General features: G+C 65.6%; 11 protein-coding genes and 2 pseudogenes. 10 read left to right on the forward strand and 3 right to left on the reverse strand.

Going from position 1 to position 13,292, the window contains the following annotated elements:
- Positions 1-213 (reverse strand): annotated as a pseudogene (locus ALC15_RS17595) (DUF2147 domain-containing protein); the annotation flags it as partial.
- Positions 214-241: 28 nt separating this feature from the next.
- Between ALC15_RS17595 and ALC15_RS47210 the strand changes: the two are divergent.
- The 8 genes from ALC15_RS47210 (at position 242) to ALC15_RS17630 (ending at position 8,281) form a co-directional block, all read left to right on the forward strand.
- Entirely contained in the window at positions 242-367 is a 126-nt protein-coding gene (locus ALC15_RS47210; protein WP_283806276.1) for a hypothetical protein, read from the forward strand.
- Positions 368-409: 42 nt separating this feature from the next.
- On the forward strand, positions 410-1,246 hold the full coding sequence (locus ALC15_RS17600) for a DUF2147 domain-containing protein (protein ID WP_050628333.1): 837 nt from the start codon (positions 410-412) through the stop codon (positions 1,244-1,246).
- A gap of 101 nt (positions 1,247-1,347) precedes the next feature.
- Positions 1,348-1,689, forward strand: coding sequence for a hypothetical protein (locus ALC15_RS17605; protein WP_128089532.1), 342 nt, complete (start codon positions 1,348-1,350; stop codon positions 1,687-1,689).
- Positions 1,690-2,407: 718 nt separating this feature from the next.
- The gene (locus ALC15_RS17610; RefSeq protein WP_050628335.1) at positions 2,408-3,619 is read left to right on the forward strand and encodes an extensin-like domain-containing protein; all 1,212 of its coding nucleotides are present in this window, start codon (positions 2,408-2,410) and stop codon (positions 3,617-3,619) included.
- A gap of 115 nt (positions 3,620-3,734) precedes the next feature.
- The gene (locus ALC15_RS17615; protein ID WP_050628336.1) at positions 3,735-4,118 is read left to right on the forward strand and encodes a response regulator; all 384 of its coding nucleotides are present in this window, start codon (positions 3,735-3,737) and stop codon (positions 4,116-4,118) included.
- A gap of 140 nt (positions 4,119-4,258) precedes the next feature.
- A complete protein-coding gene (locus tag ALC15_RS17620) occupies positions 4,259-4,453 on the forward strand; it encodes a hypothetical protein (protein WP_050628337.1) in 195 nt (64 codons plus the stop codon).
- Positions 4,454-4,544: 91 nt separating this feature from the next.
- Positions 4,545-5,249 carry an SDR family oxidoreductase gene (locus tag ALC15_RS17625; RefSeq protein WP_050628338.1) on the forward strand — a complete coding sequence of 235 codons (705 nt, stop codon included), beginning with the start codon at positions 4,545-4,547 and terminating at the stop codon, positions 5,247-5,249.
- Positions 5,250-5,608: 359 nt separating this feature from the next.
- Positions 5,609-8,281, forward strand: coding sequence for a flavin-containing monooxygenase (locus ALC15_RS17630; RefSeq protein ID WP_050628339.1), 2,673 nt, complete (start codon positions 5,609-5,611; stop codon positions 8,279-8,281).
- 36 nt (positions 8,282-8,317) lie between these two features.
- Here the strand turns inward: ALC15_RS17630 and ALC15_RS17635 are convergent.
- Together ALC15_RS17635 and ALC15_RS17640 are read right to left on the reverse strand one after the other, a co-directional pair.
- Positions 8,318-9,143, reverse strand: a pseudogene (locus ALC15_RS17635) (GNAT family N-acetyltransferase).
- A gap of 197 nt (positions 9,144-9,340) precedes the next feature.
- Positions 9,341-9,985, reverse strand: coding sequence for a TetR/AcrR family transcriptional regulator (locus ALC15_RS17640; protein ID WP_050628340.1), 645 nt, complete (start codon positions 9,983-9,985; stop codon positions 9,341-9,343).
- 191 nt (positions 9,986-10,176) lie between these two features.
- On the opposite strand from ALC15_RS17640, the gene ALC15_RS17645 reads away from it, so the two are divergent.
- Positions 10,177-11,490, forward strand: a complete 1,314-nt coding sequence (locus tag ALC15_RS17645; RefSeq protein ID WP_050628341.1) for an HlyD family secretion protein — start codon at positions 10,177-10,179, stop codon at positions 11,488-11,490.
- Positions 11,491-11,538: 48 nt separating this feature from the next.
- Positions 11,539-13,128 (forward strand): DHA2 family efflux MFS transporter permease subunit, encoded by a 1,590-nt coding sequence (locus ALC15_RS17650; protein ID WP_050628342.1) that lies wholly within the window; start codon positions 11,539-11,541, stop codon positions 13,126-13,128.
- Positions 13,129-13,292 lie beyond the last annotated feature (164 nt).

Genomic DNA, 13,292 nt, shown 5'->3' on the forward strand with positions numbered 1-13,292 from the left:
CATCGTCGGACTTCGAGCCGAAGTTCTTGCTGATGCCGCCGATGTGCCGCTATAGCCCGGCGCGGAGATGCGGATGCAGGACAGCGCGCTGCAATTGCGCGGCGCATCGACATGGATGCGCTGGCCGTCGATCTCAAAGGTGATGCCGGTGCCACCGGCATGCGCCGACGTGGTGGCCATCAGCAGCGCGGCGATCGCAACGAGCTTCTTCATCTGGGTCTCCGTGGCGTTGGGCGGGGGGTTGATCGATTGGTCCGGACGCTACGCGGCCGCGCGGCCGGCTTCTGTGATCCGCATCACGCCGGCGGACATGGCCGAGGGCGCGTCACGCAGGATCGTCACGGTGACGCAGATCACTGCGCCGTGAGCTCCGCATCCTTAAGCGTAATCGGGTGTTCTGGAGGCTTCGATGAAGCGCACCTGCCTGCTCGTCGCGCTGATGCTGTTCGCGTCCTTTGCCCATGCCGGCGAGGGCATCTCGTTTTCGATCGGCGGTCATCGCGTCCATCTCGATTCGACGCGGTGCCGCTCGCTCTCCTGCATCTCGGTATCTGATCGATCGAAGCACGACGGCGGCGCAGACAATGGCCGCACACTGAAGCCGGCGCCCGCACCCGCTGCGCCGGCGGCGACGCCCGTCACACCGGCCGCAAGCCCGCCGCCCGCGACTGCTGCACCACCCGCGCCGCCGCCGATCATCGTGTCCAAGCCCGCTCCGGCCGCGCCGCCGCCTGCTGCTGCGCCATCACCACCACCACCGCCGCCGCGTGTGATGACACCCCAGCCGCCGCCGGTCGTCGCAGCTCCGCCTCCGCCGCCGGCCGCCGTGCCCGCAGCGCCTGTGCGTCCAGCGTCGCCCATGATCCGTGTCTCGCGCGAGACCGACGAGCCGGATGACGGCCCGGTCGGCGACTGGCAGACCGAAGCCAACAATCTGGTGCGCGTTCGTCTCTGCGGCAACGCGCTGTGCGGCTACGCGCTCGACCGGACCACGCGCGATCTCGGCGAAGCGGTGCTGATCAACATGAAGCCGAAGCAGGACGCGCGCTGGACCGGCGGCGTTTACAGCCGGGACAACGGCAACATCCGTTACGGCACGATCGCGTTGACGGGCGCGGACAGACTGCGCGTCGAATCCTGCATGCTCGGCCGCTTCTATTGCACCGGCGTCGACTGGGTCCGCGTCTCGCATGCGCGGGCGCGGGTGATGACGCAAGGGCAGCTCCGGAGTGAGCCGCGCTCCTGAATCGACGTGTCCAATTTGTAACCGGACGCCTTCGAACCTTTTGTCCGAGCGCGCGCGACGGATAGAGGTCAACACCGTCTTCGCAAGCGATGGAGGCAAGCATGAAATGCCTGAGCCTGGCCGCGCTGCTGCTTGCCGGCAGCGTCGCCGCCGCCCATGCCGACAACGACATCTACACCAACATGTTGAAACAGAAGCGCGGCGACGAGGCGCTGCATGCCGACGCCGCGGTCTGCGATGCAGGGGTCGGCGCGCCGCAGAACGGCACGCCGACGTCGCGGCAATACAAGAGCTGCATGCGCGCCCGCGGCTGGCGCTTCAGCCATACCATCCGAGAGCCGCGCCGTCGCGACGACGGCTATCCGGACCCCGACAATCCCGGCCTCGTCTGCCACGATTTCACGATCGGCGGCATCACCGGATCGAGCTGCTCGAATTTTTGAGATGCCTTCGTCACGGTCGTTGCTCGCGATGACGTGGTTGGAGCTGAGGCAAACAGCAAAGCGCCCGGCGGGGGGTGGCCGCCGGGCGCTGAACTCATTGCCTGTCGAATGTTCTAGAACACGCCGAGAATGATGGCGCCGACGAAGGCTAACGCGATGTACGCGGCCACAATGCTCAGCTTGCTCAGCAGAGGACTCGCGAAATCCATTGGGAAGCTCCCTCGGTTCACAACGCTGCCCGCATTAACGCAAAAGCTAGCAAGTGGTTCCCCGCCGATAAAGTCAGCGGTGCTGTCCGGCCGGTGTTCCCACGGCGATGCCGCATCGCGGTGGGAGGCTCAAACAGACGCCGAATCAAGGCGTTGAAGCGGCCACAAATTTATTCCAGGGCATTGCGTAGGATGTATGTGCCACCAGTACCGGGTACCGTCAGTCTGTCCCCGGCCGGTTGTGGTATTGAAAATTGCGATTTAAAGGTGAGACTAGCCCAGCACCGATTTTCGAATGCCAATGCATTCGCCCTCACGATATGAGCGCGACCTCATCGTGCCACTGCGGCGTGATGCGGCGCGTTCGTCAGTTGCCGACCCAACAAGAACTATGTGGCAAGGTGCGCGCGTTGCGTTGCCGGGTTCCAACGCATGGTTAAGAGCGCCTGAAATCATTCCGTCGAAATGCGTTGAAGAGTCTTTAATCAAATTCGCAGAACCTCCGCGCCATGACGCGTGGAGTTCGTTTGTATCTCGTCGGCTCCCTTGTCCTTGTGTCGCTTGCTGGTTGCGGCCGCGGTCTGTTCCAGACCGCCGAGCGCGAACCGTGGCGGGCCGAGGCCGAGGCCGCTTGCCTGAAATCAGGCGCGGTCAAGGAAGGGCCTGACATCGTCCGCATCGATCCGATTTCCGGCCCCGGTGTCTGCGGCGCCGAGTTCCCGCTCAAGGTTGCCGCGCTCGGCGAAGCCAGCTCGGCTTACGGATTTGCCGACGACAGCCTGCGTCCGCCGGCATCGGTCGGCGGCCAGCCGCGTTGGCCGATCAACCGGCAGCCCAGCCCGCCGCCTGCGCAGGCGCCGTATTCCGATCAGGCCGTCAGCCAGCCGCACTATGGCAGCCAGCCGAACGGACCGGTGTCCTTGTCGGCGCCCGGGGTGCCGCCGCAACAGGGTGAGATCGACCTGCCGCCGGAAGGCTCGCCCGATGCAAGCGGCGAGCGGCCATATTATCCGGGTCTGCCGCGCAATCCGCAGCGCGAGGGTGCCGCCGCACCTTATTCACCTGCGCCTTATTCCCAGCAGCCTCAGGACGCGCCGCCGCGGCTCGGCCCGTCGAACGGCAATCAGGTGATGACGGTCGGCCCGGTCGCGGTGAAGCCGGCGGCAACGCTGGCGTGCCCGATCGTCTCGGTGCTCGAACGCTGGCTCGCCGATTCCGTGCAGCCGGCGGCACAGCGCTGGTTCGGCGCGCGCGTCGTCGAGATCAAGCAGATCTCGGCCTATTCGTGCCGCGGCATGAACGGCAATTCGCACGCGCATATTTCCGAGCACGCCTTCGGCAACGCGCTCGATATCGCGGCCTTCATGCTGTCTGACGGCCGCCGCATCTCGGTGAAGGATGGCTGGAAGGGCCTGCCGGAGGAGCAGGGCTTCCTGCGCGATGTCCAGGCCGCCGCCTGCCAGCAATTCACCACCGTGCTGGCGCCGGGTTCCAACGTCTATCACTACGACCACATCCATGTGGACCTGATGCGCCGGGCCAGCCGGCGCCTGATCTGCCAGCCCGCCGCCGTGTCCGGCGAAGAGGTCGCGGCGCGTGCCGGCGGCCGTAACCCCTATGCAACGCGCGAACCTTATGTCACAGGATCGCTTGGCGGCAGAAAGCCGGCTCCGCGGGGTAAGGCGGGGGTCAACGAAGAAGACGAATTCGCCGACGAATAGGGACGCGTCTGATACCCGTATTTTTACTGGGTGACACCGTGCAAACGGTGGCCACTTTTATTCTGCATATGCTTCGGAGCCGGGAGCGCACCCGGCTGATTTCTGGGGGATAGCTTTGCAAGACGCTCCGATCATTCTCGTCATCGAAGACGATCGTGATCTTCAGATGATGGTGGAGGACGCCCTGAGGGATGGCGGCTACGAGCCGGCGATCGCAGGCTCGGGCGAGGAAGCCCTTACGCTGCTGAAGGCCTTCCGCACCAAATACAGTGCACTGGTCACCGACATCCGCCTGCTCGGCCGGCTCGACGGCTGGCGTGTGGCGCGCGGCGCCCGCGAGATCGATCCGTCGTTTCCGGTGCTCTACATCACCGGCGGTGGCGGCGACGAATGGCCGACGCGGGGCGTGCCGGACAGCGTGCTGTTGAACAAGCCGTTCTCGCCGGATGAACTCGTTGCGGCCGTCGCGAAACTGCTGAAGAACGGCGCGGCGGCCTGACGGCTGTTTCGAACGGCTTGCCGCACGCGGTGGGCTGTTCGCGGCAGGCACTTATTCCGTCTTTATAAGATCTCCTCGCGGTTCTTCTCGAATTCATACGTCCTTACGCTCATCTTCGCGGCAGCAGCCGGAGAGCGAAGATGACGACTTATCGCGCGTATATCGTCGGATTGCACAGCCGATCCATCGGCGTGGTCAACATGGATTGCAGCGACGACGATCAGGCCGTCATATCGGCCGGCCGTCTTGTCGACCGCCACGACATCGAGCTGTGGCAGTTGGACCGCCCTGTGGCCAGGTTCGATGCCGGATCGAAGCAGGTGTTCAGGAAGTAGTGCGTCATCGCTCGGGCGCGTCGGGTGTCGCGCCGTCCGATCCCTGATGATAGACCTTGCACCAGCTTCGTCATCAACAGGGATATCAGTCATGGCTTTGGAGAAGGTCGCACTCGTCACCGCGGGCGGCAGCGGCATGGGCGCGGCAGCGGCGCGGCGGTTGGCCGCAGATGGCTATCGAGTGGCGATCCTGTCGTCGTCGGGCAAGGGCGAGGCGCTGGCCAGCGAACTCGGCGGCCTCGGCTTCACCGGCTCGAACCGTTCCAACGACGACCTGAAGCGCACCGTCGACGGCGTGATGGCGCGCTGGGGCCGCATCGACGCGCTGGTCAACAGCGCCGGTCACGGCCCGCGCGCCGGCGTGCTCGAACTGACCGATGAGCAGTGGCACACCGGTCTCGACGTCTATCTGATGAACGTGATCCGCCCGACGCGTCTGGTCGCACCTCACATGCAAGCGCAGAAGTCCGGCGCGATCGTCAACATCTCCACCGCCTGGGCCTTCGAGCCGAGCGCGATGTTTCCGACGTCAGCGGTGTTCCGCGCCGGGCTCGCCGCGTTCACAAAACTGTTCACCGACAGTTACGCCGCCAGCAACGTCCGTATGAACAATGTGCTGCCGGGCTGGATCGACAGCCTGCCGGCGACCGACGAGCGCCGCGAGAACGTGCCGATGAAGCGCTACGGCAAGGCGGAGGAGATCGCGGCAACCATCGCCTTCCTCGTCTCCGACGGCGCCGGCTACATCACCGGCCAGAACATCCGTGTCGATGGCGGTCTGATGCGGTCGATCTGAGGCGACCAGCAAACCCGTCATCCCCGGGGCAGCCAGTCTATGATTCGTTGGCGGCTCCAAACATTCGAAGTCGTTCCGGCCTAGTGCGCAATTGCGCACTAGGCCGGGAGACACGGGGATGTGCGGCGCCGTTCCTGCCGTCACAGGATGTCGGATCTGGCTTCGCGCACTCGCTTCCTTCGCCGTTGTCGCAGCGTCGCCGCAACCTTGCGGCAAGCCACTTGTGTCTAAGCGCTGCGCGTCTCGTTCCAGGCCGCGCGCGTCACAATTGCGGCGACCTCAGATTGCGTTTGTCGTGATGACAAACCGAAAGCACAGGACTAGCCTTCTGCAAAATCAAAACATACGGGAGGAATGGCATGCCAGACGCAGCAGTTGCAGCACGCGCTTCGGACTCCAAGCACAGCGGAACGACGCAGCAAGTCGACGTCGCGGTCGTCGGCGCCGGTTTCGCCGGTCTTTATTTGCTGCATCGGCTGCGCAAGGCGGGCTTCTCGGCGGTTGCGCTCGAAGAGGGCGCCGATGTCGGCGGCACCTGGTACTGGAACCGGTATCCCGGCGCGCGTTGCGACATCCAGACCATCGACTACAGCTACACGTTCGATCCCGAGCTCGATCAGGCATGGACCTGGTCGGAGAAATACGCCACCCAGCCGGAAATCCTGCGCTATCTCGGCTTCGTCGCCGACCGCTACGATCTGCGCCGCGATATCAGGTTCGGCACCAAGGTCACGCAGGCGACCTGGGACGACGCCACCGCGCGCTGGCAGATCACGACCAACAACGGCGCCAGCGTCTCTTGCCGCTACTACATCATGGCGACCGGCTGCCTGTCGTCGCCGAAGCCGCCGGAGATCGACGGCGTCAAGGACTTCAAGGGCGAGATCTATTTCACCGGCCGCTGGCCGCATCAGGGCGTCAACCTCAAGGGCAAGCGCGTCGCCGTGATCGGCACGGGATCGTCGGGCATCCAGTCGATCCCGCTGATCGCCGAGCAGGCCGCGCAGCTCACCGTGTTCCAGCGCACGCCGAACTTCGCGTTGCCCGCCGGCAACGGTCCGGCGCCGGAAGACCGCAAGACCTATTTCGAAACCGACCGCGCCGCCTATCGCGAGCAGGCGCGCTGGTCGATGGCCGGCGTGCCGTATCCGCAGCAGACCGTGGTGAGCTGGCAATTGAGCGATGCCGAGCGCCGCGAGCGGTTCGAGAAGGCGTGGGCGGCGGGTGACCTCGTCCACATCCTGACCCAGTTGTGGGCGGACCAGGCAGTCGATGTCGACGGCAACAGGCTGGTCGCCGACCTGATCCGCGAGAAGATCGGCGCCGTGGTCAAGGATCCGGAGACCGCCGCGGCGCTGGCCCCGCACGATCATCCGTTCGGCGCCAAGCGGCCCTGCCTCGATACCAATTACTATGCGACCTACAACCGTCCCAACGTGACGCTGGTGAATCTGCGGCAGGAGCCGATCAAGGCGATCACCGCCAGCGGCATCGCGACCGACAAGCGCAGCTTCGATGTCGACGTCATCGTGTTCGCCACCGGCTTCGACGCGATGACCGGCGCGATCATGGCGGTGCATCCGATCACCGGCCGCGGCGGCAAGTCGCTGTCGGATGTCTGGGCGCACGGACCGCAGACCTATCTCGGCGTTACCGTCGCGGGCTTCCCCAATCTGTTCATGATCACCGGTCCCGGCAGCCCGTCGGTGCTGTCGAACATGGCGGTCTCGATCGAGCAGCATGTCGACTGGGTGGTCGAGCGCATCGCCGCGCTGCGCGACGCCGGCTTCACCACGATGGAGGCCACCGACACCGCGCAGGCCGGCTGGGAACGCCACATGGCCGATTGCGCGACGCTGACGCTGCATCGGCTCGCCAACACCTGGTACACGGGCGCCAACGTGCCCGGCAAGCCGCAGGGCGTGATGCCCTATACCGGCGGCGTCGGGCCGTATCGCAGCATCTGCAACGAGGTGGTCGGCCGCGGCATGCTTGGCTTCAGGCTCTCCGGTCCCGGCGTCGCCGAGCAGTGCAATGACGGCGAGGTGGTGCGCCTGCAGCCCGACGTGCGGCTGGTGCTCGGCATGCTGGCCGAGATGAACCTGCCGCCGATCGAGACGATGGGCGCGCAGGGCGCGCGCGACTTCCTCACCGAGTTCAACAAGGGCCGTCCGGCGGGGCGGCCGGTCGGCGAGGTCGGCACCGGCCTGCTGCAGGGCGCAGACGGCCCGCTGCCTTACAAGCTGTACCGGCCGGCGACGCCGGGGCCGCATCCGATCGTGGTGTATTTCCACGGCGGCGGCTGGGTGCTCGGCGACGAGCTGTCGGACGATCCGTTCTGCCGCGATCTGTGCCGGCGCACCGGCATGATCATCGTCAGCGTCGGCTATCGCCACGCGCCCGAGCATCGCTTCCCGGCTGCAGCCGAGGACGGCTATGCGGCGACGCGCTGGATCGCCGCTCATACCGCCGAGCTCGGCGGCAGGGCAGGGCCGGTGCTGGTCGCGGGCTGGAGCGCTGGCGGCAACATCGCGGCCGTCACCTGCCAGCTGGCGCGCGATCGCGGCGGGCCGGAGATCGCAGGCCAGCTCCTGATCTGCCCGGTCACCGACTCCTCGTTCGACCGGCAGTCCTATGTCGACAACGCGGCCGGCTACTTCCTGACCCGCGGCCTGATGTTCTGGTTCTGGGACCTGTACTGCTCTCCGGCCGACCGCACCGATCCGCGCGTCGCGCCGCTGCGCGGCAAGCTCGAAGGCCTGCCGCCGGCGTTCATCGCGACCGCGGAGTTCGATCCGCTGCGTGATGAGGGGAATGCCTATGGCGACGCGCTCGCCAAAGCCGGCGTCAAGGTCGAGCAGCTCAAGGGCAACGGCCACTTCCACTCGTCGTTCGTGATGGTCGATGTCATCATCACCGGCGTCGCCGGCCGCGTGAAGATGGCGAAGGCGCTGCGCCGGTTCGCCGGACTGTCCGAGGAGCTGGAGCAGGACAACGTCACTGCGCCGAAGGTCAACGCGGCGGCGAACTAGACTTGGAAGCGCTGCGGTTCGTTCAGAACCGCAGCGCTAGCCGAGTTCGAACGTCGTAACGCCGAACACGCGATCGATCCGCAACGGCGCGATCGCGCCAGTGTACATCCGTGCTGTCTCGAACACGGGTGAGAGCCCGAGGCCTTGCGCCAGCGCGACGGCGTCGCGATTGACCGCCGGGACATCGAGGAAGATGTCGCCGCCGCCTGCGCTCGCGAGCAAAGCTGCCACAATGGCCTCGGCATCCGCGCGGTCGTCGGCAATGAGCGGACCGATCTTGCGGCCGGTGCGGCACGGACGGACCACGCCCCAGCCGGCCAGCCTGCCGTCGCGCAGCAGCGCGCGTCCGACATGTCCTGGTGTGCTGATCCAGGCGCGCAGGAACGCCGGACGCGACGCCGGAAACACGGTGGCGTCATCGGCCTCGACCAGCGCCATCGGCACGTCGGTCAGCGCGACGACACGCCCGCTTGGTGGTGGGGGCGCTGCGACCGTGCCGCCGTAGCGCACATTGGCGTAAGCGAGCGCGAAGCCGGACTTTTGGTAGTTCGCCTGCTGCGCCACCACGCCATCGAGCCCGATCACGCGCGGGCGCGCATGCGCGATGGCCGCATTCCAGATCTTCAGGCCATGGCCACGACCGCGCAGATCCGGACGCACGATGTAGAAGCCGAGGAAGGAAAATTGCGCGCCGTAATTGACGCAGGAGATCACCGCTGCGGGCCGCCCCTCGAGCTCGCCGATCCTCGGCGGCGAAGCTGGGCGCATCGGCAAGTCCGGGATTCCACCCCTCCGCTGCTGCCCAGTCGATCGCAAGCGGAATCTCGTCCGGCCGCATCTGTCGGATGGTGAGGTCGTTCATGGCGGATGATCACCTCGAATTGGCGTCGCACTCGCCATGGTAGCGCGCCAATGCGTCCCCGTCATTGCGATGAGCGATAGCGACGAAGCATCCATCTCTGCGCGTATGGATTGCTTCGCGGAGCCTGTCATCGGGCGCGCGTTCGCGCGACCCGTTGGCTCGCAATGACGACGGTAGGGATGGCCGCGTCTTCTGCGTTACCGATCAACCTTCGGCCGATACGCTGCAAAGAACACGCGCGTTGCGCTGTCGACGACGGTCGCGATCCGCTCCGGCGAGGGCGACGGATTGGCCTGGAAGATGAATGCCTGGAACAGCGTCGCCTGGCACATCTGCATGAACTGCCAGGCCGCAAGCTGGGTGTCCTCCATGACGAGTTCACCGAGCGCGGCGCGCGCCTCCAGATAGGCGGCGAAGCGGTCGACGGTGTGGGCGATCACGTGAGTGTAGAACCGGCTGCCGAGCTCGGGCATCCGCTCGGCGATCGCCATCACGGTGCGGATCGCCGAGCCGCCGCCCGGCCGGCATAGCAAGGCAACATAGGCGCGGCCGAATTCGGGGAGGGTGGTGTCGACGTCGCGCGCCGGATCGAAGTTGAAGGCGACCTTGCCCTGCTCGAGCTTCTCCTCCTCGACGATCGCCGCGAACAGTCCGGCCTTGTCGGGGAAGTACACGTAGAGCGTGCCCTTGGAGACGGCGGCGGCGCGGGCGATCTCGCCCATGCTGGCGCCATCGAAGCCGAGCTCCAGGAATACCTTACGGGCGCCGTCCAGGATCTGGCGGCGTTTCGACGATTCTTCCTCGCCGACGGCCTGGAGCGAGGTTCGGGGGGCTGCAACCATTGATTTAGCTTCTCGCGAAAGAACTCAACCCGGAATGAACCAACGGGAGAATCGAACCATTATAATCCGCCGGGTGGGAATATAGATTGACCGAACCGTTCGGTCAATGGTATTGGAGGGAGTGACGATGCGCCGCACGGCTCTCTTTCAGCCATTGCGGGCATCAACATTAATTGTGGGGAGCCTCGGCTATGGCCGCAGCACGGGATCAGGCTGCACGCATTGTTCGTTCCGGGCCTGAGGTCGCCGGGGACGCGATGGCGCGCGACGCATTGGCCGATCCCGGCGAGCAGGCGAGGGGCGACGAAGCCAAAGGGCTTGAAGCCAAAGGTCCCGCCGACAAACGTCCCGCTGAAACGCCGCCCGCGTCTGCACCCGAGCAGCCGGCGGCCTCGCCCACCACCGCTGCGCCGAAATCCGGCAAGCGCAGATTCGTGTTGATGGGCATTGTCGGCCTGCTCGCGATCGCGGCCGCAAGCTATGCCGCCTATTACCTGATGGTCGGTCGCTTCTACATCTCGACCGACGACGCCTATGTGCGCGCCAACAACACCATGCTCGGCGCGCGCGTCGCGGGCCACATCGCGGCGATCCTGCCAGGCGACAATGCGCTGGTGCGCGCCGGCGATGTGATCTTCCGGATCGATGACGGCGACTATCGCATCGCGGTCGATGCCGCCCGCACCCGGATCGGGACGCAGCAGGCGACCATCGAGCGCATCGGCCGCCAGGTTGCGGCCGCGGTCAGCTCGGTTGAGCAGGCGCAGGCGCAGCTCGTCTCCGCCCAGGCCGGCCTGAAGCGCGCCGATCTCGATTACGATCGTCAGCAGGCGCTCAGCACCAAGGGCTTTGCCTCGCGTGCCACCTTCGAAGTGTCCGAAGCTGGCCGTGACCAGGGCGCGGCAGCGGTGCGCTCGGCGCAGGCGGCCTATGACGCCGCCAAGGACAATGTCGAGGTGACCAAGGCGCAGCAGGCCGAGGCCCGCGCCCAGCTCGCCGAATTGCAGACCCAGCTCGCCAAGGCCGAGCGCGACCTCGATTTCACCCAGGTGCGCGCGCCGGTCGACGGCACCTTCTCCAACCGCCTGGTCAACACCGGCGATTACATCAATGTCGGTCAGCGGCTCGGCAACGTGGTGCCGCTCGATGGTGTCTTCATCGACGCCAACTATAAAGAGACCCAGCTCAAGCGCATTCGCACCGGGCAGCGGGTGACGATCAAGGTCGACGCCTACGGTTTCCGCAAGTTCACCGGCATCGTCGACAGCATTTCGCCGGCGGCAGGCTCGGTGTTCACGCTGCTGCCGCCCGACAACGCGACCGGCAACTTCACCAAGATCGTGCAGCGCCTGCCGGTCCGCATCCGCGTGCCGAACAGCGTCGCCAGGCAGGGCCTGCTGCGCGCCGGCATGTCGGTCTACACCACGGTCGACACCCGCGAAGGTGCGGCCGATGCCGACGCCGATACCGACCTCGACTCGCCGATGATGATCCATCCGCAGTGATGTCTTGCAGCCTCGGACGCTGTCCAAGGCTCGGAGCCTGATGAGCCCATGGCCGACGCGACCACTGCTTCGCCTTCGATGATGACCGGCGCTTCGGAGACCGAGCGGCTCCAGCCCAAGCGGGTGGTCGCCTTCATCATCATGGTGTTCGGGATGTTCATGTCGATCCTGGACATCCAGATCGTCTCGGCCTCGCTCACCGAGATCCAGGCCGGCCTGTCGGCGTCGTCGACCGAAGTGTCGTGGGTGCAGACCGCCTATCTGATCGCCGAGGTGATCGCGATCCCGCTGTCCGGCTTCCTGTCGCGCGCGCTCGGCACAAGGCTGTTGTTTGCGATCTCTGCGTTCGGTTTTACCGTGTCGAGCCTGCTGTGCGGCTTTGCCTCCTCGATCGAGCAGATGATCCTGTGGCGCGCGCTGCAGGGCTTCCTCGGCGCCGGCATGATCCCGACCGTGTTCGCCTCGGCCTACACCATCTTCCCGCGCTCCAAGTTCTACATCGTGGCGCCGATCATCGGGCTGGTCGCGACGCTGGCGCCGACCGTGGGCCCGACCGTCGGCGGCTACATCACCGATCTGATGTCGTGGCACTGGCTGTTCTTCATCAACATCGTGCCCGGCGTCATCATCACGACCGGTGTGCTGATATTGGTCGATTTCGACCAGCCGAACTTCGCGCTGCTCGATCGCTTCGACTGGTGGGGCCTGATCTTCATGGGCGGCTTCCTCGGCTCGCTCGAATATGTGCTGGAGGAAGGCCCGCAATATGAATGGCTGCAGGACACGTCGGTGGCGGTCTGCGCCGCGATCGGCTTCGTCTCGGCGGTCGCCTTCTTCTGGCGGGTGCTGACCGCGGAGGAGCCGATCGTCGACCTCTATGCCTTCTCCAACCGCAACTTCGCGGTCGGCTGCGTGCTGCAGTTCTGCATCGGCATCGGGTTATATGGCCTGACCTACGTCTATCCGCGCTATCTCGCCGAGATCCGCGGCTACAGCGCGCTGATGATCGGCGAGACCATGTTCATCTCCGGCATGACGATGTTCTTCATGGCGCCGGTGGTCGGCCGGCTGATGCAGAAGGTCGATCTGCGCTACATCATCGCCTTCGGCCTCGTCACCTTCGCGCTCGGCTCCTGGCAGATGACCTGGATCACCCGCGAGTACGATTTCTACGAACTACTGGTGCCGCAGATCCTGCGCGGCATCGGCATGATGTGCGCGATGGTGCCGACCAACAACATCGCACTCGCGACGCTGCCGCAGGACCGCGTCAAGAACGCCTCCGGGCTGTTCAACCTGATGCGCAATCTCGGCGGCGCGGTCGGGCTCGCCGTGATCAACGAAGCGCTCAACAACCGCACCGACCTGCACATCTCGCGGCTGCAGGATCGTGTCACCTGGGGCAATGCGACCGCGGTCGAAACCCTCAACAATTTCGCCCAGCGCCTGCAGGGCATGGGCGATGCCACCACCATGGCAATGAAGCAGCTGTCGCAGCTCGTGCACCGCCAGGCGCAGGTGATGAGCTATGGCGACGCCTTCTTCATGCTGTCGCTGTTCTATGTCGGGCTCAGCCTGCTGGTGCTGTTCGTCAACAAGCCGCCGTCGATGACCGCAGGCGGCGGCGACGCGCATTGAGCCCATCTGCTTCGCCGGTTCGCGTGCAGAGCGTTGCATCGCCGACACATTGCCGCACTCACGCGCTTGTCATCTTGCCAATCGCGCGTGATGCATTTATAAGCAGCGCCATCCTTTCACGAACCGGGGAGATGCACATGATGTCGTTTGTTTCGCAGACCGTG

Origin of the sequence: Bradyrhizobium viridifuturi, assembly GCF_001238275.1 — a bacterium.
Lineage (GTDB): Bacteria > Pseudomonadota > Alphaproteobacteria > Rhizobiales > Xanthobacteraceae > Bradyrhizobium > Bradyrhizobium viridifuturi.

Coding starts and splice junctions, on each gene's coding strand:
- ALC15_RS17600 (WP_050628333.1), top strand. CDS start 410: ATGAAGCGCACCTGCCTGCTCGTCGCGCTGATGCTGTTCGCGTCCTTT.
- ALC15_RS17605 (WP_128089532.1), top strand. CDS start 1,348: ATGAAATGCCTGAGCCTGGCCGCGCTGCTGCTTGCCGGCAGCGTCGCC.
- ALC15_RS17610 (WP_050628335.1), top strand. CDS start 2,408: ATGACGCGTGGAGTTCGTTTGTATCTCGTCGGCTCCCTTGTCCTTGTG.
- ALC15_RS17620 (WP_050628337.1), top strand. CDS start 4,259: ATGACGACTTATCGCGCGTATATCGTCGGATTGCACAGCCGATCCATC.
- ALC15_RS17625 (WP_050628338.1), top strand. CDS start 4,545: ATGGCTTTGGAGAAGGTCGCACTCGTCACCGCGGGCGGCAGCGGCATG.
- ALC15_RS17630 (WP_050628339.1), top strand. CDS start 5,609: ATGCCAGACGCAGCAGTTGCAGCACGCGCTTCGGACTCCAAGCACAGC.
- ALC15_RS17640 (WP_050628340.1), bottom strand. CDS start 9,985: ATGGTTGCAGCCCCCCGAACCTCGCTCCAGGCCGTCGGCGAGGAAGAA.
- ALC15_RS17645 (WP_050628341.1), top strand. CDS start 10,177: ATGGCCGCAGCACGGGATCAGGCTGCACGCATTGTTCGTTCCGGGCCT.
- ALC15_RS17650 (WP_050628342.1), top strand. CDS start 11,539: ATGGCCGACGCGACCACTGCTTCGCCTTCGATGATGACCGGCGCTTCG.